This is a genomic window from Streptomyces sp. NPDC026394 (genome assembly GCF_055567735.1).
The window spans coordinates 1-22,132 of the sequence record NZ_JBVHPX010000026.1; the positions used below are offsets into that span (position 1 = coordinate 1).

Below are 22,132 nucleotides of genomic sequence, written 5' to 3' on the forward strand. Positions count from 1 at the left end.
CGGTCACACCTACAACGAAACGATCGCTTTCCCACAAGCCCCAGCGGAGGTCCAAGCAGCGGCGGCTTGACTTATCCGCGTGGGATGTCTTGTCGGCCAGAACGGCGTCCGGGGTGGTGCGAGGCCGACTACGCTGCCGGGGTGCTCGCAGGCGGGCCATGTCCTGCTCGAAGGCAGGCGCGTCGGCGGCCTGTTCTGCGGTCAGGACGAACACCAGAGGCCGGCAGTGGCCGTCGGCCACCAGGTGGATCTTCGTCGTCAGTCCGCCGCGGGACCGGCCGATGGCGTGATCGTCCAGTTCGCCGGCCGGGGCCCCTATCGCGAGCCCCGGCCGCGTGCTGGTGAGCGCGCACGATGGTGGAGTCCGCCGAGACAGCCCAGTCGAGGTCTTCGTCTCGGCGTCGGCTGGGCCACCACCGCGGTGAACACCCGCTCCCAGGTGTCGTCGACCGCCCACATTCGCAGCCGGTTGCAGATCCCGCGTCAGTTGCCGTACTTGTCCGGCAGGTGGACCCACTGGGCTCCGGTCCGGAACTTGAAGGCGATGGCGTCGATCACCTCACGGTGGTCACGCCACCGGCCACCCCGCCTCGGGGTTCGGTCCGGGAGCAATGGCTCGATCCGCGTCCACTGAGCGTCAGTCAACGGCACACCCGGACCAACGATCAGATGATCCAAACGAAACAGCGTACGTGTGGACGACAGCCTTGGCCAGAGCAGGTGTGATCGCTCCACTGCAAGAGAGCCGTCCAGGGAGCACGGCTTCCATGCCTTGCGCCACTTCTACGCCTCCGAGGAACTGGCGGCCGGCGAGTCCGTCGTCTCCCTGGCGCGGTGGCTGGGGCACTTGGACTCCGGCTTCACGCTGCGGACGTGTTCCCGCTTCCTGCCCCGCGCCGGCGCACGGGGTACCGCCGCCATCGACGCGGTCTTCGCACAGATCGGATTGGGGCGCACCGAGGCCGGCCTTGGCTCGGGGGAGAGCCGGCTGGTCCCGGCCGGTGCGAAAAGTCCCAGAGAAGTCCCACAGCTGCGTCGCCCCTCAGGCTGCCCGGTGTTTGCGCAGGCCAGAGTGCTTGCGGCGTTCCTCCTCGTCCGTGCCGCCCCAGATACCGTAGTTCTGGCCTGTCTGGAGGGCCCATTCCAGGCATTCGCCGGCCACCGGGCATCGGCGGCACACCGACTTGGCGTCCGCCTGCTGCTGGGCGGCGGGGCCCGTCACCCCTACGGGGAAGAAGAGTTCCGGGTCCTCGTCCAGGCACGCTGCTTTTTCCCACCACTCCATGGCTGCCTTCCCTCGTGGAGATCGTCAGGAGGTTGTCTTCTGTCGTCGCAGGTTCCACGGAGTCGCGTACCGGGACAGTGCCCGTACGTGATGACGGCACGCCGGACGGCCCGGCGCCTGGGGCGGCGGGCCGTGGCAGGGCGGCTGGTGTGGCCCCCTGTTGTCCGAGTCCGCACGTGGGAACCTGGATGGCCCGGGTTCCCGTGCGGGCGGGGTTCAATCCCGTGTGGCGGAGGGGAGTTCGCAGACGGCCAGCGCGTGTTCGTGGATGCTTCCCAGGATCAGGTGACCGTCGTGTTCGCAGACGCTGGTCACCATGCGGTAGTCCGGGCTGCGGCGCCGCAGGTCGTGGATGATGCGGCCGGAGGTGTCGACGGCCAGGACGCCTGTGAGGGGGCCGGGCCGGGGGCGGACACGCCGGGCCACGCTCCATGCGGCGTGGCGCAGTGCTGGTTTCGTGCGGTGCAGGCGGTCCAGGCGGGTGGAGCGTGGGCCTGCCAGGGCCACCCAGAACAGGCCGCCGGACCCGCGGGACATGTTGTCGGGGTAGCCCGGCAGGTCCGCGGCGAGTATGTCGTGCTGCCCTGCCTGTGGTCCGGTCAGCCACAGCCTGGTCAGTCGGCGTGAACCGGTCTCCGCCACGGTGACGTAGGACTCGTCCGGCGCCAGGGCGACGCCGTTGGCGAACTGGAGGCCGTCCAGTACGACTTCGGGCTCACCGCCGGGGCGCAACCGGACCAGGTGTCCGGTGCCGGTGTGCTCCAGGATGTCGCCGAGCCAGTCCTCCAGGGGGTAGCGGCGGCTGGAGACGCTGAAGTAGACGGTGCCGTCGGAGGCTGCCGCGGCGTTGCTGCAGAAGCGCAGCGGGGCGCCGTCGACGGTGTCGGCGAGGGTCCGTACCGTCCCGTCGGACGGGTTGACGCGCAGCAGCCCCCGGCGCGCGTCGCACACCAGGACTCCGCCGTCGGGCAGCGGTTCCAGCCCCAACGGGCGGCCGCCGGTACGGGCGATGACTTCGGCGCGGGGTGGGCCGGCGGGGGCGCGGGGCGGCGTACCGGTCGGCTCGCTGCCGGAGCCCTTCGGGAAGGGGTCCAGGCGCAGCACCCTGCCGTCCTCCAGGCCGGTGAGCACCCGCCCGGCCGAGTCCACCACCACGTCCTCCGGCCCTCTCCCGTCGAGCGGTACCGTCCGCAGCGGCGGCAGGGGTTTCGTCATCCGGCTGGTCTCGTCGTATGCGTTGGCCATGACCTGCTGACTACCCGGCGCCGGGGACCTTTACCAGGGGTGGGGGCAGGGGTTGGCCGGTTATTCGGTGGCTCCGTCCGGTGTGTGCTGCGTCGGGGAGCCGGGGGCCGGATCGGGGTCGGGGGCGGTGCCGGTGCCGGTGCCGGGGTCGGGGAGGTGGTAGGTGCGGCGGCCCGCGACGGCCCACCAGACGGTGGCCAGGGTGAGGACGAGGAACAGGGCCACGGGGGCGTAGTTGAAGGTGGCGAGGGAGACGGGATGGCTCTGGGGGAGGCAGAACAGGACGGTGATGAAGGCCACCCAGAGGACGGCGACCCGGCCGACCGGGACGCCCCGGCGGCCCAGGTTCCACGGGCCGGGCCGGAAGGTGCGGCGGTGGCGGAGGCGCAGGTAGACGGGGATCGCGTAGGCCGGGGTGATGCCGATGATGTTGATGGAGGTGACGGCCGCGTAGGCCGCCGAGGAGTAGAGGGAGGGGAGGGCGAGGACGGCGGCGACGGCCACGGAGAGCAGGACGGCCCGGGTCGGTGTGCCGGTGCGCGGGGAGAGGTGCCGCCACCAGGCGGAACCGGGCAGCGCGCCGTCGCGCGAGAACGCGAACACCATCCGGGAGGTGGCCGCCACTTCCGCGTTGCCGCAGAACAGCTGCGCGACGATCACCACCAGCAGCAGCGCCTTCGCCCCGCTGACGCCGAGCGCGTCGAGGAAGATCTGCGCGGGCGGCACACCGGTCGGGGTGTTCTGTACGCCGGTGTAGTCCTGGATGGCGAAGGTCAGCCCGGCCAGCAGGACGAAGCCGGCGACCCAGGACCAGCGGATGGCCCGTACGATCCCGCGGGCCGCGTTCACCTGCGCTCCGGTGGTCTCCTCGCTCAGGTGTGCCGACGCGTCGTAGCCGCTGAAGGTGTACTGGGCCAGCAGCAGGCCGATCAGCGCCACGTACAGCGTGCTGTTCCAGCCGGTGTCGTTGACGAAGGTGGTGAAGACGAAGGAGGGGGACTGGTGGTGGGCGGGCACCAGCCACAGGACGCCGACGATGAGCGCGACCCCGGCCAGATGCCACCACACGGAGACGGTGTTGAGGATGCTGACCAGGCGTACGCCGAAGAGGTTCAGTGCCGCGTGCAGCGCCAGGACGCAGACGTAGATGACCATGAGTGAGCCGGGAGTGGGCTCGAAGCCCCACTGGAGCCCGGCGAACGCGCCCGCGAACAGGGCGCAGCCGTAGTCGATACCGGCGATCGCGCCGAGCAGGCCGAGGAGGTTCAGCCAGCCGGTGTACCAGCCCCAGCGCTTGCCGCCGAGCCGGTCGGCCATGAAGTACAGCGCGCCGGACGTCGGGTAGGCGCTGGTGACCTCGGCCAGCGCGGCGCCGACGAACATGACCATGACGCCCACGACGATCCAGCCCCACATCATGACCGCGGGCCCGCCGGTGACCAGTCCGAATCCGTACAGCGTCAGACAGCCGGAGAGGACGGAGATCACGGAGAAGGAGATGGCGAAGTTCGCGAACGGGCCCATCCGCCGTTTCAGTACGGGGGTGTAGCCCAGCTTGCGCAGGAAGTCGTGGTCGGCCCGGGGGCCGGGCGGGGCCTGGCCGTCGGGGGCGGATCGGCTTACGCGCGTCACGGATGCAGCCTCCAGTACTGGGTGGATGAGCCGTTGGCGCAAGGAAAGGACCAGGGAGGCGGGTGTGTCGAGGCTTTTACGGGTGAGTGTCCGGATCGGTGGCCCGGGGGCGTGATCGTGGCCGGTGGGTGCGGGTCGGCCTGCCCTGTCGGCCCGTGTCGGTGTCGGAAGCGGTATCCGTAGCGGTACGACGCGCCGCACCCGTCACGTCGTTACGTGGGCGTGTCGACGTGACGGGGGCAGCGGAGAAGGGTGAGGCGTCGTGCGGGGTCAGCAGTCGCAGCAACAGCCGTCGCAACAGCAGGAGTCCGGACAGCACGAATCCGGGCAGCAGTTGCAGCATTCGCAGCTGTCACAGCAGTCGCAGTCCCGGCAGCAGCCCTCGCGTTTCTTGCGCGACCACGGCCCCTCGTACTCCTCGGCGCAGCAGAGCTGGCAGGTGCAGCAGAGCCCGATGGCGACCGCGCAGCCGGTCAGGAGGCCGCGGGGCTTTTTCGGCGGGTGGGGGGCGCCGTGTCCGCCCTGCCCGCCGTCACTCCCGTGGCCCCCATGACCCCCGTAACCACCCTGACCACCCGGCGGCACCGGCCCGCCCGCGTACGGGTTCTGCGGCCCGTTCAGGTGCTGCGGGCCGTGGGCGTACGGGCCGCTGGGCGGCGCGTACGAAGGCGCGGCGGGGTACGGCTGAGTCTGCGGCTGCCCGTACGGCTTGCCGGTCCCGCTGTCGTACGGGCCGGCCCCGTACCCCTGGTGCGAGCACGACGCCGTACCGAAGGCGCGGTCGACGGACCGCCGCAGCTCGTGCACGAGCAGGGCGTGCGCCAGTGCCGAGTCGGTGAATTCCACGTCGCGCAGCGCGAGACGGATACCGTGCAGCGCGTCGTCGCACAGCCGGCGGGCCTGCGCGGGAGAGGCGCCGGTGGCGGTCAGCGGGTTCCAGGCGCCCTCGGCGGCGTCCGCGGTACGGTCCTCCACGGCGTCGAGGAGGTGGGCCAGCCGGCCGAAGAGCCGGCCGGCCTCGGCCAGCGGTGCGGCGTTTCCGGGGCGGCCCGCGAGGACCGCCGTGTGGGCGAAGGCGGCGGCGGTCGCCGTCTCGGTGGGTTCGGTGATGACCGTCAACGGGGTGCCGGGGCCCGCCAGTTGCTCGATGCCCACCTGCCGGTCGACGGCGTCGACGAGGACGGACGTGTCGAAGCCGAGGGTCGCGCCGGTACGGGCTCCCGCCCGGTCCCAGCCTGCGGCGACCTTGCGTGCCGCGGCGGCCACCGGGCGGCGGCGCAGCAGTCCGTTCCGGTCGGCGACGTGGTCGCGTATCTTCGCCGAGGCGAGCACCAGCGAGACCGACGCGGCCAGCCGCGCACCCTCGCCCGTCGCCACCGAGGCGGTCCGCATGCCGCGCAGGGGGCAGGGCCCGGCGGTACGGCGCTGCGCCGCCGCCCGGCCGGACTGGGCGTCCGTCAGGACGGACACGATCAAGCCATCGTAATTGGTCACCACCCGGGCGAACTGCCCGTGGTCACCACGCAGGGCGAGGCACAGCCCGCACAGATGGGCCGTCCACTCGGCCTTGAGCCCGTTGGACAGGCGGTGGGTGCAGGGCCTGACGATTCCGAACACGTGAAGAGATCCCCCGTTGGACGACGGTGAAGAACGGTCGTGGCTGGAAATCGTATTACCCGGCGGGACGGGGGCGGCGGTAGCGGCCCGTGCGGCGAGGGTGACCACGGGGTCCGACCGGATCGGGCACCGGGCGTGCCGGGGCGGTCAGGACGGGGCATAGCACGAGGCACGACGACACAAGCCGGAGGAGAAGCCATGAGGGACACCGTGACGGTGACGACCGGACCAGCCGGAGCCCCGGCCCGCCCCGCGCAGGCCCGCCCGCGTACCCGTACCGCCCGCGTCCCCCGCAGCCGCACCGCGTATGCCGCGTGGCCGGAGACACGGTGAAAGGCCGCGGCGTCCGGCCCCGGACCCGGCTGCCCGTCTCCGAGAGCGAGCGGGTGCTGTTCGGCGGTGCGCTGCGCTACGACCTGTCGTTCACGCGGCACGAGATGCCGATCCTGCGGATGGGGCTGTGGTCGATGGCCCGCCAGTTCCCCGCCATGATGAGCGCCGTCGCCAAGGCGGCCTGGCGTGAGGACCGCGTCGCGCTGACAGTGCTGCTCGGCGCCGAGGTCGGCCAAGGTGTCCTGCGGGCCTTCACCTTGGTGGCCACCAACCAGGCGCTCGTGGCGCTGTTCGCGGCCGGGCCCACGCCCGAGCGGCTGCGCCAGGCGCTGCCGGCCCTGGTGGCGGTGGCTGCCGTCGCGGTGCTCTCGACGCTCCTGGCGGCGGTGTCCACGGCGGCGTCCGGGCAACTGGAGCCCAAGATCGAGCGCGTCTGCACGGCCCGCTTCTACCACGGCGTGATCCACGTCGAACTCGCCGCCCTGGAGGACCAGCAGGTCCACCGCACGCTCGACGCGGGCCGGTTCGGCACCGACTCCATCCGGATGATGCTCGGTTCCTCGATCCTGGTCCTCAACGCGCTGACCGGCCTGCTCGCCGCGGCCGGTGTGCTGCTCATGCTGCACCCGCTGCTCGTCCTGATGCTGTTCCTGGTGGCCGCCCCGAAGGGGTGGGGGGCCGTGCTCTCGGCCCGCCGCCAGTACGAGTCCCGGCACACCTGGATCGAGCACCGCCGCGCCATCTCCGTCATCACCCAGAAGCTCACCGACCAGGCGTGCGCCGCGGAGATCCGGGTGCACGGCGCGGGGCGGCTGCTGGTGGACGCGTACGCGGACATGTCGAGGACGGTGGAGCGTGAGCAGCAGCGGCTGGCCCGTGCCGAGGCCGGCACCCAGACCGTCGCCTCGGCGGCCTCGGGCCTGGCGTCCCTGGGCGCCTACGGCGTGCTGTGGCTGCTGCTGACCGGTGGCGGCATGCCGCTGGCCGTGGCCGGTACCGCCGTGATCGCCGTACGGACGTCCAGCGCCGGCCTGATGTCCCTGGTCATGCAGTTCAACCGCCTCTACGAGGAGGCCATGTACCTCAAGGACTGGGAGGACGCGTGCCGCACCGCCAAGCGGCACGCCATTCCCGGCGGGGGTGTTCCGCTGACCGGGCCGCTGGAGGAAGTCCGCCTGGAGAACGTGTCGTTCACCTACCCCGGCGCCACCTCACCCGCCCTGGACAAGGTGGACCTGACGATTCCCCACGGCACGGTCGTGGCGCTGGTCGGGGCGAACGGTTCGGGCAAGTCCACCCTGGCGAAACTGGTGGCGGGCCTGTACCTGCCCAGCGACGGACGTCTGCTCTGGAACGGCACCGACACCCGCGACGCCGATCGTGCGGCGGTCTTCGGTCAGGTGGCGCTGCTGGCCCAGGACTTCCCGCACTGGCCGATGACCGCCCGCGCCAACATCCACATCGGGCGCAGCGACCAGCGGCTCGAACAGTGGCGCGTCGAGCGGGCGGCCGACGGCGCGGACGCGACCGACGTCGTCACCTCCCTGCCGCACGGCTGGGACAGCCTGGTCGTCAAGGGCTTCGAGCGCGGCACCCAGCTCTCCGGCGGGCAGTGGCAGCGCATCGGCACCGCGCGTGCCCACTACCGTGAAGCCCCGCTGCTGGTCGTGGACGAGCCGACGTCCGCGCTCGACCCCAGGGCCGAGGTCGAGGCGTTCCAGGCCCTGCGCGCCCTCACCGACGACGGCACCACCGTCCTGCTGATCACCCACCGGCTCGCCGCCACCGCGACCGCCGACCTCATCTACGTGCTCGACGAGGGCCGCCTCATCGAGCAGGGCACCCATGCCCAGCTGATGGACCTCGACGGCGGCCACTACCGCTCTCTCTACGAGATCCAGGCCGCCCAGTACGCGAGCGCCGTACCCGAGTCCGGGAGCCGCGCCGCGGGGAAGAAGGGATGAGCCTCGCGGGCGGGAGCGGATACGGCCCGGGGACGGGCGCGGCCGGCCGGGGGCGCGAGGTACGCGAAGTACGCGAGGTGTGTGATCGCGGGGCCCCGGGCCGCGCGCGTCCGGGCCCCCGCGACATCCGTTCCTGACGTTCCTGCCGTGCTTGCCGTTCCCGCTGTGCCTGTCGTGCTGTGCCTACGCGGTGGCCGCTATTCGGTCAGCGACTTGGCGAACAGGCCGTAGAGCTTCTTGTACGCCTCGTCCTGCGTCGGGATGAGCACCAGGACGCGAAGGGTCAGATGGCCCTTGGCCGGGACGATGTGGACGCCCTCGGGAGGCGAACCGAGGACGACGTTTCCGTCGGAGCCGTCACTGATGACCATTCCCCAGAAACTCGCTTCGAATTCCGGGGCCAGCACCGAGCCGTCCGGGAGCTGGCCGAAGCCGACGTGCCAGTGTTTCACATCGGTGTCCCCGGCATACAGGGTGACGTCGTAGGAGTGGATGTACTTGTGGGTCTGCCAGTCCTGCCAGGAAGAGTTGAAGGTGCTTTCCACCGTGAGGTTTTTGTTGGCCGCCGTGAAATTCACGGTCTCCGGCGCGGATTCCTGGCTGCCGCGTACGGCCTTCGCCGTCACGCTGTGCTGTCCGAGCGACCAGCCGCCCTCGCGGGCGAAACTCCACAGGTTGCTGGTCACCTTGGCGGTGCCGAGCTGGGTGGCGCCCTCGGTGAGCGTCACCGTGTCGGCGTTGAACGCGACACCGTCGACGGTGGCGCCGCTGTCCACCTCGACGCCTTCCTTGGGGGACCGGATGTCCACGACGGGAGTCGGCAGGACGACGTAGAACCGCAGTGGTGCCTTGCCGGACAGGACGTCGTCGCGCACCGCGATGGCGGCGAGGTCGTGCTGGCCGAGCGGCCAGTCGGTGTCCGGGGTGTACTCCCACGTGCTGTCCTTGACCGGGCAGGTGCCCAGCAGCGTGGTCCCTTCGTAGAGCAGTACCTGCTGGACGTCGGGGGCCGCGTTGCCCTGGATCGCCTGGCGGCGCTCTTGGGACTGCGCGCTGGGCTTCGGCGCGGTGAACACCGGCAGCGGCACCGGCTTGTTGAAGGCCAGGGCGGACTGGGCCTGATCGTTCCAGGTGCTGGTGGGGCTTCCGGACAGCGGAATCCGCGTCAGGTCGGTGATCGAGGAGTTGGCGGGGACGGGTAACTGCGAGCCCCCCTGGTTGGTCCGGGTGAAGAGGATGTTGTCCCGGTCGGTGTTGTTGACGACGCTGCTCACTCCGTCGTCGCTCTGGTCGAACCCGTAATCGCTGAAGTTGTTCGCCGTGCCGTTGGCCGGGATGACGAGAATTTTGGTGCGGGGTCCTCCCACGTTGTAGTTGACGTCGGCGAACAAGGAGAAGGCGTTCTTGGGAGCGGCGTCCTGCCCCCGGCCGGTGATGACATACGGTTCGTCGGCGGACTTGCCATTTCCGTTGGCGGTCACTCGCGTCCTCATCTCGTCGCTGTGGCGGTGAGCGCAAGGCTGCCCGCGGCATGTGGTGGCGTCAATTGCGGAAGGCTTGTTCGACGCTGTTCAGGCCATATGCGGAGCTGGCTCGATTCCGGACGGTGAGGGGCCAGGAAGGAACGTTTGATTCGCCGCTGCCGTCTCATTCGGCGCGACCGGAGGGGCGCGACCGGAGGGGATGGCCGGCAACCGGTATCCGGCGGTCCGCAAAACGCCGCGATTCATCCGTGCACCACGGGGCACCCGCAACGGCACGTCGGCCTGTACGGGTTTGCTACCAGGAGGTCTCAGTGAGAACAGTGAGCAAACGTCCGCGTCTCTTAGCGGTGGCGGCAACCGGGGCGCTGTCCCTGACCTTCGTCACCGGCTGCGGCGGAGGGAACGACCAGGCATCGGACAAGGCCCCCGGGAAGCAGGGCGGAGCGTCGGCCTCGCAGGGCGGGGCGGCGGACGGGCCGCAGGCGGTACGGGCCGCGCACCAGAAGACCACCGCCGCCAAGACAGCCAGGATGACGCTCCTCACGCGGGCCCGGAGTGGCGGCAACAACGCGGAGGTCCGCGGGTCCGGGGTCGTGGACCTGGGCAACGGCAGCAGCGAAATGGTGCTGCGGACCGGAGATCAGCAGATCCGTCAGCGGACGGTGGACGGCGTCCTCTACCAGCAGCCGCCCGCCGCTCAGCGGCAGCAGCTGCCGCAGGGCAAGTCGTGGCTGAAGGTGGATCTGAAGAAGCTGACGCAGCAGTCCGGCGGCAGCTCGCAGTACGCGGATCCGACGTCCTCCTTCAACTACACCAAGGGCATCAGCGACAAGGACGTCACGAAGGTCGGCACCGAGACCGTCGACGGTACGGCCACGACGCACTACAAGGTGTCCGTCGACGTGGCGGAGCTGGCCAAGGGCAACGCCCAGCAGGCGAAGCAGCTCAGGGCGCAGCTCGGCGACCGGCTGCCGCTCGACATCTGGCTGGACGCGCAGGGCCGGGTCCGCCAGGAGAAGGTCGAGGTCAAGCCGCGGGGCGGCACGCAGGGCAGCAGTGGCGCGCGGACCAGTGTCAGCACCACGCTGAAATTCAGCGACTTCGGTACGGACGTGAACGTGACCGCGCCCCCGGCGAAGGACACGGTCGACATCACGGACAAGGCGGCGAAGCAGGGGCAGCAGGCGGCGAAGTCCTGACGGCCCGCTGATGTACCCCGAAGGCGCCGGTGGGTGGACCGGCGCCTTCGGCACGTCCGGAGGCGCTCCGGCGGGCTCCCGGACTCAGCCGCCGGGCACGGATGCCCGACACGGCTGCCCGGCGTGGCCACCGGACGAGCCCCGGGTTCAGTGCAGAAGCTCGTGGAGCGGGCCGAGCATCGCCTCCAGTCCCGCAGGCCGTGTTCCCCCGCCGGACGGGTCCCTTCCGACAGCAGGCCGCGTACGTGCGGCACGATGCCCTCCCCGTACGCGGCGCCCAGCAGCGTCACCGGTTCCCCGCGCTGCTCCGCGCTCTCCCGCAGCAGGCCGGAGAACTCGCGGGACTCCTCGCAGCGCCCGGTGACCAGGTAGGCCGCGCACGGCGCCCGGAGCACTCGGAGGCGGCGCAGGACCCTGAAGCGGTGCGGCGCCAGTGGACTCCCGGACGTATGGAAGAGGCCGAACCTGCTCCCGTGCCCGAAATGGAACAGCGGACGGTGGCGCACGGACGTCCTGGCGCGTTACTGCCTGCCCCTGCCCCTGCCCCTGCCCCTGCCCGGTGCGAGAGCGCGGCTGACATGAACGGGTCAGCGCGGGGCTTCGTCCTCCGGTTCCCGGCGCCGGCGCGATGCCGTGCCCGGCGACGATCCCCGCTGACGAGCCCGCCGACGTTCCCCCCACCGAGCCCGCCGCCCCGGCCCCCCCCCGCAGAGGCCAGTGAGGGACAAGGGGCCCGCAGAGACTAAAGTCGGTCGTGCTGCTATGCAGGCTCGTACCGACCCGGTGCCGAGCCGGTGCCCGAGGAAGGACAACGATGCAGGCCGGAGCGCTGCTGTGAGATTTCTGCACACCTCCGACTGGCACCTCGGCCGCTCGTTCCACCGAGTGAACCTGCTCACCGCGCAGCGCGCCTTCCTCGATCATCTCGTCGAGACGGTCCGTACCCGGCGGGTCGACGCGGTCCTCGTCGCGGGCGATGTCTACGACCGCGCCGTACCGCCGCTGGCCGCCGTGGAACTCTTCGACGACGCCCTGCACCGGCTCGCCGGCCTGGGCGTGCCCACCGTCATGATCTCCGGCAACCACGACTCCGCCCGCCGCCTGGGTGTCGGCTCCGGGCTGATGGACCGGGCCGGTATCCACCTGCGGACCGATCCGGCGGCCTGCGCCACCCCGGTCGTGCTGCGCGACGCGTACGGCGAGGTCGCCCTGTACGGACTGCCGTACCTGGAACCGGCCCTGGTCAAGGACGAGTTCGGCGCCGCGCGGGCCGACCATGCACACGTACTGGGCGCCGCCATGGACCGGGTGCGCGACGACCTGGCGGCCCGCCCCGCCGGCACCCGGTCGGTGGTGCTCGCGCACGCCTTCGTCACCGGCGGCGCGCCCAGCGACAGTGAGCGGGACATCACGGTCGGTGGTGTGGAGTCGGTGCCCGCCGCCGTCTTCGAGGGCGTCGACTACGCCGCTCTCGGGCATCTGCACGGCTGCCAGACGATCACCGACCGGGTCCGCTACTCCGGCTCCCCGCTCGCCTACTCCTTCTCCGAGGAACGGCACCGCAAGTCCATGTGGCTGGTCGACCTGGACGCCGCGGGCGCGGTGACCGCCGAGCGCCTGGACTGCCCGGTGCCCCGCCCGCTGGCCCGCCTCCGCGGCAAGCTGGACGACCTGCTGGCCGACCCGGCGCACGAGGTCCACGCGGAGGCGTGGGTGGAGGCGACGCTGACCGACTCCGCCCGCCCGCACGAACCGATGGCCAGGCTCGCCGCCCGCTTCCCGCACATCCTCAGCCTCGCCTTCGAGCCGGAGGAGGGGGCCGCCCGCACCCTCGCCTCGTACGCGCAGCGGCTGCGCGGCCGCAGCGACCAGGAGATCGCCGAGGACTTCGTCGCCCACGTACGGCCGGGGCGCGGCGTGGACGACGAGGAGCGGGACGTACTGCGCTCCGCTCTCGACGAGGTACGCACCGACGACGTGCTGCGGGAGGTGGCGGGGTGAGGCTGCACCGGCTGTCGGTCACGGCCTTCGGGCCGTTCGGGCGGACCCAGACCATCGACTTCGACCGGCTCGCGCGGGCCGGTCTCTTCCTGCTCCACGGGCCGACCGGCGCGGGCAAGACCTCCATTCTGGACGCCGTCTGCTTCGCCCTGTACGGGACCGTGCCGGGGACGCGGCAGAACGGCCAGGCGCTGCGCAGCGACCTCGCCGACCCGTCGACGCCGACCGAGGTGGTCCTCGAACTGACCGTCGGCGGACGGCGGCTGGAGATCACCCGGCTGCCGGAGCAGCCCCGCCCGAAGAAGCGCGGGACCGGCACGACCCGCGAGAAGGCGCAGAGCCGGCTGCGCGAGTACGTGACCGGCGACCGCGACGGCGGATCGGACGCCGGCGCCGACGGGGCAGCCGCGGACGCGGGCACCGGCGGGACGGCCGAAGACACCGGCGGCGGGGCGGGCAGCCCCTCCGGCACCGGCGGGACGGGCACAGACACCGGCCACGGCGGGCGCTGGAAGGCGCTGAGCCGGTCCCACCAGGAGATCGGCGAGGAGATCGGCCAGCTGCTCGGCATGAACAAGGAGCAGTTCTGCCAGGTCGCCCTGCTGCCCCAGGGGGACTTCGCGCGCTTCCTGCGCGCCGATGCCGAGGCCCGCGCCCGGCTGCTGGGGCGGCTCTTCGACACCCGCCGGTTCGCCGCCCTCGAAGAGCAGCTGGCCACCCGCCGCAAGGCCGCGGCCGACCAGGTGGCCGCCGGGGACGACCGGCTGCTGGCGCTCGTCCACCGGATGGACCAGGCGGCGGGTGAGTCGGCCGACCTCGTCGATCCCTCGGTCCCCGCGCCGGGACGCGCACCGGAAACGGCGCAGCCGGCGCCGGGCCGCCGTGGCGGCACGGGCAGGGGTACGGGTACGGGCCGGGCGGCGCGCGCTGCCGGTACGGCCGCGTCGTCCCGGGATACGGCGACTGCCACCGTGCTCGTACCGGAACAGTACGGGCGGCCGGACTCCGGTAGGACCGCCACCGCTCAGGCCGCCGAGGCGCCCAGCCCCGGCGAGCCGGGCTTCGCCGAGGCCGTACTGGTACGGGCGGCCGTCGCGCGGGCCAACGCGCGCGAGCGGTGCGACATCGCCCGGCTCGCCGTACGCTCCGCCGAGGCGGCGGAGGCCGCCGCCCGCGCGCGGGCGGACGAGGAGCGTGAGCGGGACCGCCTCCAGCGCCGGTACGCCGAGGCCCAGCGGCGCGCGGCGGAGCTGGCCGCGCAGTCCGGTGAGCGGGACCGGGCCCGGGACCGGCTGGCGCGGGCCCGCGCGGCCTCCGAGGTCGCCCCCGCCCTGGCGCTGCACGACGCGGCCTGGCGCGAGCACGGGACGGCGCAGGCCGAAGAGCGGCGCGGACGCTCCCAACTGCCGCCCGACCTGGCCGACGCGGACGCCGAACGGCTCGCCGCCCTGGAACGCGAGCTGCGGCAGGACCTCGGGTCGCTGACGGCGGCCCGCCGGGCCGAGAGCCGCGCCGCCGAGATCGCCGCGGAACGGGCCGGGATCGAGCGGGAGGCGCGGGCCGACGAGCAGACGCTGGTGGACGCCGCCGCGTGGCTCGCGGCCCGGGAGCCGGCGCACCAGGAGAACCAGCGGCGCATCGAGGCCGCCCAGGAAGCCGCGGCCCGCGCCGAACAACTGCACGCGCAGCTCGACCCGGCCCGCCAGCGGCTGGCAGCCGCGCGGCGGCGCGACCACCTCACGGACAGCCTGCGGGCCGCGGACGAGGACGTACTGCGCGCCCGGGAGCGTGCGGCGGCGGCCCACGAACACTGGCTCGACCTCAAGGACCGCCGCCTGCGCGGCATCGCGGCCGAACTCGCCGCCGGGCTGGAGGACGGCGCCGCCTGCGCCGTGTGCGGCGCCACCGAGCACCCCGCCCCGGCCCGTACCGGAGCCGGGCACGTGGACCGTACGGCCGAGGAAGCGGCCCTGGGCGCCTACCGGCAGGCCGAGTCCGCGCGGCAGGACGCCGAGCGCGCCCAGCAGTCCCTGAAGGAGGAACGGGCCGCCGCCGCGGCGACCGCCGGAGACGCTCCGGTCGACGAACTCGCGCGCGCCGAAGAAGAGTTGCGCGCGACCTATGCGCGCGAGCGGGCCGCGGGAGCCGATCTGCATGCCGCCCGGGAAGCGTCCGCGCGCGCCGACCGGGAGTACGAGCGTCGCCGTACCGAGCAGCAGGAGGCCGAGCGCCGCGCTGCCGCGCGTACCTCCCACCGCGAAGCCCTCGACCGTGAACTCGCCTCGCTCGACAGCGTGCTGGAAGAGGCGCGCGGCGGTTTCGCCAGCGTCGCCGAGCGGGCCCGCCGCCTGGAGCGGCAGGTCGCGCTGCTGGCCGAGGCCGCAGCCGCGGCCCGTACGGCCGAGGCGTGCGCCGAGCGCCTCAAGGAGACCGGCGCCCGGCTGTCCGACGCCGCCTACCGTGCCGGATTCGACACCCCGCAGGACGCGTCGGCCGCGCTGCTGAGCGACACCGACTGGAACGCCCTGCAACAGCGCCTCGATCGCCACCAAGCCGAGACGGCCGCCGTGGAAGCCGAGTTGGCCGACCCCGAGGCGGTCGCCGCGGCGGGCCTTCCGCCCGCGGACCCGGGCCGGGCGCACGCCGAACTGGAACACGCCGGCCGCAGACTGCGTACGGCCAGTACGGTCTGTGCCGCCGCGGAGGAACGCTGTGCCGAACTCGACCGCCTCGGCGCACGGGCCCACTCCGACGCCCTCCGGCTGGCCCCCTTGCGTACCGAGTACGAGCGCATCGCCCGCCTCGCCGCCCTCGCCGCCGGTACGTCGGCGGAGAACGAACGGCGGATGCGCCTGGAGTCCTACGTACTGGCCGCCCGCCTCGAACAGGTCGCGGCCGCCGCCAGCGCGCGCCTGCACCGCATGTCCTCCGGCCGCTACACACTCGTGCACTCCGACGAACGGGCCGGCGGCGCGCGCCGCTCCGGCCTGGGACTGCACGTCATCGACGCCTGGACCGGTCACGAACGGGACACCGCCAGCCTCTCCGGCGGCGAGACGTTCTTCGCGTCGCTGGCCCTGGCGCTCGGGCTCGCCGATGTCGTCACCGACGAGGCGGGCGGCACCCGCCTCGACACCCTCTTCATCGACGAGGGGTTCGGCAGCCTGGACGAGCAGACCCTGGACGAGGTGCTGGACGTCCTGGACTCGCTGCGCGAACGGGACCGCAGCGTCGGCATCGTCAGCCATGTCGCCGATCTCCGGCAGCGCATCCCGGCCCAACTGGAGGTCGTCAAGGACCGCGCGGGCTCGACCATACGCCACCGGGTGCCGGACTGACCGGACGGTGGCGCACGCCCCCTCAGGCGCTGACCGGGCGCCGGGGGAGCGGCGAGGAGTACACGACGCTGGTCGTCACCGCGCCCAGCGCCCCGATCCGGCCCGACACCTCCTCCAGGTGTTTCATCGAACGGGCGGCGACCTTCAGGACGAAGCAGTCGTCGCCCGTGACGTGGTGCGCCTCCAGAATCTCGGGCGTGCTCTCCAGCAGGCCGTGGAAGGGCGCGTCGCTGCCGTTCGGGTAGCGCAGCCGGACGAAGGCCAGTACCGACAGCCCGACGCCCGCCGGGTCGACCACCGCGGCGTACCCGGATATCACCCCGGCCTCCTCCAGCCGCCGTACCCGCTCGGTCACCGCGCTCGCGGACATGTTGACGGCGCGGGCCAGTTCGGCGTAGCCCGCGCGGCCGTTGCGCTGCAGGACGTCGAGGATGCGCCAGTCGGTGGCGTCAGGGGAATAGCCGGTCATGGGAGGTGTCTAGCAGTGGAATCCCCGGCGGATCAAGGCTTTTGCCGGTGACCATCACCTCCGCTACCCCAGAAGGGGGGTTCCGGCGCCGAAGCGATGTACCGGTCGCGACCGGGCTGGCATGGTGCTGAAGGTGAGCAATGCGAGCAACGTACGCGAAGTCATCCGATATTACCGTCAGCCGGGATCTCGGCTGGGATACCGTCTCTTTCTGAACGGCACCAAGCATTTCGGCTTCTACCGCGAGACGGATTCCCCGTGGGCCTGGTCGAAAGCGCTGCGCCGTATGGAAGACCGAATGGGTGCGACACTCGCGCAGCCGGCGGGCGCGCGCGTCCTCGACGCCGGATGCGGCGTGGGCGACGTGGCCGGCCGGCTGGCGGGCCGATTCGGGCTGCGGATCCACGGCGTGGATCTGCTCGACGCCCATGTCGTCCAGGCCCGGCGCCGGGCCCGCCGCCGCGGCCTCGACCACCTGCTCACCTTCTCGCACAGCGACTACGCGGCCCTGGACTTCCCCGACGAGAGCTTCGACGCCGTCTACACCATGGAGACCCTGGTGCACGCGGCGGACGCCGAGGCGGTGCTGGCGCAGTTCCACCGGGTGCTCAAACCCGGCGGCCGGCTCGTCATGTTCGAGTACGCCCGGGAGGCCGCCGACCGGATGCCGGCGCCGGCGGCCGAGGTGTTCCGGCAGCTCAACGACTGGGCCGCGATGCCGTCGTTCCAGCGCTTCACCTACGGCACACTGGAACACCTGACCGCCGAAGCCGGATTCTCGGTGCGCGGTGTGGAGGACATCTCCCGCAGCATGTGGCCGATGCTCCGGTGCTTCGCCGTGCTCGGAGCGCTGCCCGGTGCGGGATTCCAGGCCGCGCGGCTGCGCCGGCATTCCGTGAACACCCTGTCGGCCGTGGAATTCTGGCGGCACCGCGCTTTCTGGCGGTACGAGATCCATACCGCCGACAAAGTCCCTACCGCCGGCGAATGAACCGGGCCGGCGGAACGCGGTACGGACGAGTGCGGGGGCAGCGGTGAGCCGCGGCCCCCGCGAAGGCGGGCCCCTCAGATCCGCGACAGCTCGGCCAGCAGATCGTCCAGACCCAGCGAACCCTGCGACAGCGCCGCCATGTGCCACGCCTTGAGGTCGAAGTCCGCGCCGTGCCGCTGCCGCGCCGCCTCGCGCCCCGCGAGCCACGTACGCTCGCCCAGCTTGTAGCCGATGGCCTGGCCCGGCATGCCCTGGTAACGGATGATCTCGCTCTCGACGAAGTCCGCGGGACGGCTGCAGTGCCGGGCGAGGAACCGGTGGGCCAGCTCCGGCGTCCAGCGCTCACCCGGGTGGAACGGCGAGTCCGCCGGAATGACCAGCTCCAGGTGCATACCGATGTCGATGATGACGCGGACCGCCCGCATCATCTGTGCGTCCAGGTAGCCGAGCCGGCGTTCGGCGCTGGTCAGGAAGCCCAGCTCGTCCATCAGCCGCTCGGCGTACAGCGCCCAGCCCTCGGCGTTGGCACTGACCATGCCCACCGTCGTCTGGTAGCGCGAGAGGTCCTCGGCGACGTGCGCCCACTGCGCCAGTTGGAGGTGATGGCCCGGCACGCCTTCGTGATACCAGGTCGAGACCAGGTCGTACGCCGGGAAGCGGGTCTGGCCCATCGTCGGCAGCCAGGTGCGGCCGGGGCGGGAGAAGTCCAGTGACGGACCGGTGTAGTACGGGGCCGCGGCGCCGCCGGGCGGCGCGATCCGCGACTCGACGTGCTTGACCCGCTCCGCCAGGTCGAAGTGGGTGCCGTCCAGCGCCTCGATGGCCTGGTCCATCAGCGCCTGGAGCCACTGGCGGGTCTCCTCGACGCCCACCACGGCCTCACCGTTCTCGTCCAGCCAGGACAGCGCCTCCCACGGGGTCTTCGCGCCGGGCAGGACCTTCTCGGCCTCCTTGACCATCTCGGCGTGCAGCCGGTGGAACTCCGACCAGCCGTACGTGTAAGCCTCGTCCAGGTCCAGGTCGGCACCGTTGAAGAAGCGGGCGAGGAGGGCGTAGCGCTCGCGGCCCACCACGTCCGGAGCGCCCGCGACCGCAGGTGCGTAACGGTCGCGGAACCAGTCGCGCAGCTCCACCAGCGCGCCGGTCGCCAGCGCCGCCGCCGCGTCCAGCTCGCCGCGCAGCGCCGCGGGGCCCGGTTCGGTCAGGTCGGCGAACCAGCTGCGGTTCGTACCGATCCACGTGTCCAACTGGCCGATGACGGTCTCCACTTGCCGCGGCCCGGCGGGGAGGTTCCGCTGCAGGCCGGCCTCCAGCGAGGCGCGGTAGCCCTCCAGCGCGGCGGGCATCGCCCGCAGCCGCTGGGCGAGCGCCGCCCAGTCGTCGTCCGTCTCGACCGGCGTGATCGTCAGGACTTCGCGTGCGGAGTGCAGCGGCGTGTGCAGGTTGCTCACCGTGCGCAGCCCTTCGCCCGACTCGTGCACCGCCAGTTCCGCGGTCAGCCGCTCCCGCAGCAGCCGGGCGCAGCGTCGTTCGATCTCGCTGTCCCCGCCCGGCCGCCGCTCGGCCTCGGCGAGCCGGTCCAGCGTCGTACGGGCCAGTTGGGCCACGGCTTCCTGGCCGGTGGGCGAGAAGTCGGGCAGCCGGCTCGAACTCTCCGGGACGCCGAGGAAGGTACCGGTGATGGGGTCCAGGTCGACCAGGGCGTCGACGTAGGCGTCGGCGACCTGGCGGGGCAGGGGCGCGTGGTCGGAAGCAGTGGTGTGGGACATGCGCCCCATCCTCGTACGGATGCCCCCGGTACGTCATCACCAGCACGCCGTACGTTCCTGTCGGGGCGGCGCGTCCGCGCAGGGCGAACGGGAGCGGAGGGCCGCGGCACCGGCCGCCGCGCCTGCTGACGCGGCCGTCATTGGTCCGGACCGGAGTCTTGCTCCCGCCCGGAGCGGAGCACCAAGCTCACAGAATGGACCTGGAATTGCGGCATTTAAAGACGATCCGGACTATTGCCGACGCGGGCAGCCTGACCAAGGCCGCCGCCCGGCTCGGCCTCGCCCAGCCCGCCCTGAGCGCCCAGCTCAAACGCATCGAGCGCACCCTGGGCGGCCGGCTCTTCGAGCGCGGGCGCTTCGGCGTGCGGGCCACCGCCCTGGGCGAGTTCGTGCTCGAACGCGCCCGCGTGGTGCTGCCCGCGATCAGCGAGCTCCAGCAGGAGGCCGCACGGTTCACCAGCGCGGACGGCGCCGTGGCGGGCCTCCGGCTCGGCGGCACCCACGGCCCGTTGCTCGGCGGCCTGGTGGACCGGCTCGCGACGGTCCGTCCGGGCGTACCGGTGACCACGTTCACCACCTGGTCCGAACGCGAGATCGCCGCGTCCGTCACCGCCGGACGGCTGGACTTCGCCCTGATCGGGGCGTGCGGGGAGAGCCCGGCCCCCGAGCCCGAACGGCTCCGCTGGCGGGAGGTCGCGGTGGACCCGGTCTTCGTCATGCTCGCCGAGGGCCACCCGCTGGCAGGCAGGCGGGAGATCGCCCTGGCGGAACTGGCGGCGGAAGCCTGGGCGGACGTACCGGGCGACGGCTGCTTCGCGGACTGTTTCACCCTCGCCTGCGCCCGCGCCGGCTTCACCCCCACCCGCGTCTACGAGACCGACACCGCGTCCTGCATCCACCTCGTCCAGGTCGGCCGGGCCGCCGGCCTGTGCCGCGCGACGCTGCCCCCCACCCCCGGCATGGTGACCAGACCGCTGGCAGGTACGCCGCTGACCTGGCGCCACCTCGTGGGCTGGCACCCGGCCACCGCCGCCGCCGACTCCGCCGCCGAAGTCGTCGCCCAGGCGCGCGCCGCCCACGCCGACGCCGCCGCGCGCAGCGACAGCTACACGCAGTGGCTCGCCGACCACGGCGAACCGGCCGATCACCGGGACGCGGCCGACCCCGGCCCACCGCGGGGCGCGGAACGCCGGGCGGCGGCTCCCGGCCGCCCCCGCCCGCCGCGGGCCACCGACTACCCATGAGCCCCGCCCGCCATCCATAACACCTGGCAGAAGGACAACTGACATCTTCTCCGGGCCGGCACACGGCACCTACGTTTTCGGCACCTCCACCCCCCCCCGAGACCGAGGAGACCTCCCCCATGCGCCACAGACACGCCCGAACCAGCGCGTGTGCCGTCATAGCCGCCGTCGGCGCGCTCGTGCTGACCGCGCTGCCCGGCTCCGCGACGGCCCAGACCGTACGGGCGGACTCGACGTCCCCGCAGGCCCCCCACCGCTCGGCCGCCGAGACCCTGTCCGTCGGCGCCACGTCCGACGCCGTGTTCCAGGCGATGAAGCGCGACCTCGGCCTCGACCGGGCACAGGCCGAACGCCGCCTGGCCAACGAGGCGGAAGCCGGCGCGGTCGCCGGACGCCTGCACCACGCGCTGGGCGCTTCCTTCGCCGGCGCCTGGGTCAGCGGCACCGAGTCCGCCACCCTCACCGTGGCCACCACCGACGCCGCACGCCTGGCCGCCGTACGGGCAGCGGGTGCGCGCGCCGTCCACGTACCGCACACCCTCGCCCAACTCGAAGCCGCCAAGGACGAACTGGACCGCGCGTCGGCGCGCCGGGCCGCTCCCGAAGCGTCCTCGTGGGCCGTCGACGTCCGGACGAACACCGTGCAACTGCGCGCCGCCGACCCGGCCGCCGCCCGGTCGTTCGTCGCGGCCAGTGGCGCCGACCGCGGCCTCGTCAGCGTCGGCGCGACCGCCGAACGCCCGCGCGCCCTCTATGACATCCGCGGCGGCGACGCGTACTACATGGGCGGCGGACGCTGCTCCGTCGGCTTCGCGATCACCCGCGGCACCCAGCAGGGCTTCGCCACCGCCGGCCACTGCGGCCGCGCCGGGACCTCCACCACCGGATACAACCAGGCCGCCCAGGGCAGCTTCCAGGCGTCCACCTTCCCGGGCCGGGACACCGCCTGGGTCGCCACCAACAGCAACTGGACCTCGACGCCGTACGTCAAGGGACAGGGCGGCCAGAACGTACGGGTCGCCGGCTCCACCCAGGCGGCGGTCGGCGCCTCGATCTGCCGCTCCGGCTCCACCACCGGCTGGCACTGCGGCACGATCCAGCAGCACAACACCAGCGTCACCTACCCGCAGGGCACCGTCAGCGGCGTGACCAGGACCTCGGTCTGCGCCGAACCGGGCGACTCCGGCGGCTCCTTCATCTCCGGCAGCCAGGCGCAGGGCGTCACCTCCGGCGGGTCCGGCAACTGCCGCTCCGGCGGCACCACCTTCTACCAGCCCATCAACCCGCTGCTCCAGGGCTACGGCCTCACGCTGAAGACCACCACGAGTGGCTCCGAGAACCCCGGCCCCGGCCAGCCGGGTGAGACCACCTGGGCCTCCGGCACCGTCTACGAGGCGGGCACCCAGGTCACGTACGACGGCACCACCTACCGCTGCCTCCAGGGCCACCAGGCGCAGCCCGGCTGGGAGCCCGCGAACACACCCTCGCTGTGGGAGCAGGTCTGAGCGACAGCACGCCGGGTCCTCGGCGAGCCGCTGAGGACCGCGGGACGGGCTGAGCA

General features: G+C 72.6%; 16 protein-coding genes and 1 pseudogene. 8 read left to right on the forward strand and 9 right to left on the reverse strand.

Features of this window, described 5'->3' with window-relative positions:
* The 6 genes and pseudogenes from ACZ4QV_RS36245 to ACZ4QV_RS36270 form a co-directional block, all read right to left on the reverse strand.
* Positions 1-241, reverse strand: a pseudogene (locus ACZ4QV_RS36245) (hypothetical protein); the annotation flags it as partial.
* A 242-nt stretch (positions 242-483) separates the two neighbouring features.
* Positions 484-645, reverse strand: a complete 162-nt coding sequence (locus tag ACZ4QV_RS36250; protein WP_467764021.1) for a transposase — start codon at positions 643-645, stop codon at positions 484-486.
* A 397-nt stretch (positions 646-1,042) separates the two neighbouring features.
* Positions 1,043-1,285: a WhiB family transcriptional regulator gene (locus ACZ4QV_RS36255; protein WP_361158813.1), complete on the reverse strand. Its 243-nt coding sequence runs from the start codon at positions 1,283-1,285 to the stop codon at positions 1,043-1,045.
* Positions 1,286-1,501: 216 nt separating this feature from the next.
* Complete coding sequence (locus tag ACZ4QV_RS36260) at positions 1,502-2,530, reverse strand: SMP-30/gluconolactonase/LRE family protein (RefSeq protein WP_467764022.1); 1,029 nt, start codon at positions 2,528-2,530, stop codon at positions 1,502-1,504.
* A gap of 60 nt (positions 2,531-2,590) precedes the next feature.
* Positions 2,591-4,054, reverse strand: coding sequence for an amino acid permease (locus ACZ4QV_RS36265; RefSeq protein WP_467764040.1), 1,464 nt, complete (start codon positions 4,052-4,054; stop codon positions 2,591-2,593).
* Positions 4,055-4,432: 378 nt separating this feature from the next.
* The gene (locus tag ACZ4QV_RS36270; protein WP_467764023.1) at positions 4,433-5,779 is read right to left on the reverse strand and encodes a DUF5685 family protein; all 1,347 of its coding nucleotides are present in this window, start codon (positions 5,777-5,779) and stop codon (positions 4,433-4,435) included.
* Between the two features lie 198 nt (positions 5,780-5,977).
* On the opposite strand from ACZ4QV_RS36270, the gene ACZ4QV_RS36275 reads away from it, so the two are divergent.
* On the forward strand, positions 5,978-6,112 hold the full coding sequence (locus ACZ4QV_RS36275) for a hypothetical protein (protein WP_361158808.1): 135 nt from the start codon (positions 5,978-5,980) through the stop codon (positions 6,110-6,112).
* Positions 6,109-8,076 (forward strand): ABC transporter ATP-binding protein, encoded by a 1,968-nt coding sequence (locus ACZ4QV_RS36280; RefSeq protein WP_361158805.1) that lies wholly within the window; start codon positions 6,109-6,111, stop codon positions 8,074-8,076. Before ACZ4QV_RS36275 ends, ACZ4QV_RS36280 begins: the two co-directional genes overlap by 4 nt.
* A 197-nt stretch (positions 8,077-8,273) precedes the next feature.
* Here ACZ4QV_RS36280 and ACZ4QV_RS36285 read toward each other — a convergent pair whose 3' ends face one another.
* The gene (locus ACZ4QV_RS36285) at positions 8,274-9,569 is read right to left on the reverse strand and encodes a hypothetical protein (RefSeq protein WP_361158803.1); all 1,296 of its coding nucleotides are present in this window, start codon (positions 9,567-9,569) and stop codon (positions 8,274-8,276) included.
* 338 nt (positions 9,570-9,907) lie between these two features.
* Here ACZ4QV_RS36285 and ACZ4QV_RS36290 point away from each other — a divergent pair, with 338 nt between their 5' ends.
* The 3 genes from ACZ4QV_RS36290 (at position 9,908) to ACZ4QV_RS36300 (ending at position 16,098) form a co-directional block, all read left to right on the forward strand.
* Positions 9,908-10,759, forward strand: a complete 852-nt coding sequence (locus ACZ4QV_RS36290) for an SCO4651 family lipoprotein (protein ID WP_361589799.1) — start codon at positions 9,908-9,910, stop codon at positions 10,757-10,759.
* An 834-nt stretch (positions 10,760-11,593) separates the two neighbouring features.
* On the forward strand, positions 11,594-12,760 hold the full coding sequence (locus ACZ4QV_RS36295) for an exonuclease SbcCD subunit D (protein ID WP_361589802.1): 1,167 nt from the start codon (positions 11,594-11,596) through the stop codon (positions 12,758-12,760).
* Positions 12,757-16,098: an AAA family ATPase gene (locus ACZ4QV_RS36300; RefSeq protein WP_467764024.1), complete on the forward strand. Its 3,342-nt coding sequence runs from the start codon at positions 12,757-12,759 to the stop codon at positions 16,096-16,098. The genes ACZ4QV_RS36295 and ACZ4QV_RS36300 overlap by 4 nt, the downstream gene beginning before the upstream one ends.
* Positions 16,099-16,120: 22 nt before the next feature.
* On the opposite strand, the gene ACZ4QV_RS36305 is transcribed toward ACZ4QV_RS36300, so the two are convergent.
* Complete coding sequence (locus ACZ4QV_RS36305) at positions 16,121-16,567, reverse strand: Lrp/AsnC family transcriptional regulator (protein WP_361158790.1); 447 nt, start codon at positions 16,565-16,567, stop codon at positions 16,121-16,123.
* A 121-nt stretch (positions 16,568-16,688) separates the two neighbouring features.
* Between ACZ4QV_RS36305 and ACZ4QV_RS36310 the strand changes: the two genes are divergently transcribed.
* The gene (locus ACZ4QV_RS36310; RefSeq protein ID WP_361158787.1) at positions 16,689-17,558 is read left to right on the forward strand and encodes a class I SAM-dependent methyltransferase; all 870 of its coding nucleotides are present in this window, start codon (positions 16,689-16,691) and stop codon (positions 17,556-17,558) included.
* 74 nt (positions 17,559-17,632) lie between these two features.
* On the opposite strand, the gene ACZ4QV_RS36315 is transcribed toward ACZ4QV_RS36310, so the two are convergent.
* Positions 17,633-19,327, reverse strand: coding sequence for a DUF885 domain-containing protein (locus ACZ4QV_RS36315; RefSeq protein WP_361639741.1), 1,695 nt, complete (start codon positions 19,325-19,327; stop codon positions 17,633-17,635).
* 194 nt (positions 19,328-19,521) lie between these two features.
* On the opposite strand from ACZ4QV_RS36315, the gene ACZ4QV_RS36320 reads away from it, so the two are divergent.
* Together ACZ4QV_RS36320 and ACZ4QV_RS36325 are read left to right on the forward strand one after the other, a co-directional pair.
* Positions 19,522-20,571: a LysR family transcriptional regulator gene (locus tag ACZ4QV_RS36320; RefSeq protein WP_361639742.1), complete on the forward strand. Its 1,050-nt coding sequence runs from the start codon at positions 19,522-19,524 to the stop codon at positions 20,569-20,571.
* A gap of 119 nt (positions 20,572-20,690) precedes the next feature.
* Entirely contained in the window at positions 20,691-22,076 is a 1,386-nt protein-coding gene (locus ACZ4QV_RS36325) for a carbohydrate-binding protein (protein WP_361639744.1), read from the forward strand.
* Positions 22,077-22,132: the final 56 nt, after the last annotated feature.

Coding starts and splice junctions, on each gene's coding strand:
- ACZ4QV_RS36310 (WP_361158787.1), top strand. CDS start 16,689: ATGGTGCTGAAGGTGAGCAATGCGAGCAACGTACGCGAAGTCATCCGA.
- ACZ4QV_RS36285 (WP_361158803.1), bottom strand. CDS start 9,569: ATGAGGACGCGAGTGACCGCCAACGGAAATGGCAAGTCCGCCGACGAA.
- ACZ4QV_RS36255 (WP_361158813.1), bottom strand. CDS start 1,285: ATGGAGTGGTGGGAAAAAGCAGCGTGCCTGGACGAGGACCCGGAACTC.
- ACZ4QV_RS36325 (WP_361639744.1), top strand. CDS start 20,691: ATGCGCCACAGACACGCCCGAACCAGCGCGTGTGCCGTCATAGCCGCC.
- ACZ4QV_RS36260 (WP_467764022.1), bottom strand. CDS start 2,530: ATGGCCAACGCATACGACGAGACCAGCCGGATGACGAAACCCCTGCCG.
- ACZ4QV_RS36265 (WP_467764040.1), bottom strand. CDS start 4,054: ATGGGCCCGTTCGCGAACTTCGCCATCTCCTTCTCCGTGATCTCCGTC.
- ACZ4QV_RS36315 (WP_361639741.1), bottom strand. CDS start 19,327: ATGTCCCACACCACTGCTTCCGACCACGCGCCCCTGCCCCGCCAGGTC.
- ACZ4QV_RS36320 (WP_361639742.1), top strand. CDS start 19,522: ATGGACCTGGAATTGCGGCATTTAAAGACGATCCGGACTATTGCCGAC.
- ACZ4QV_RS36275 (WP_361158808.1), top strand. CDS start 5,978: ATGAGGGACACCGTGACGGTGACGACCGGACCAGCCGGAGCCCCGGCC.
- ACZ4QV_RS36305 (WP_361158790.1), bottom strand. CDS start 16,567: ATGACCGGCTATTCCCCTGACGCCACCGACTGGCGCATCCTCGACGTC.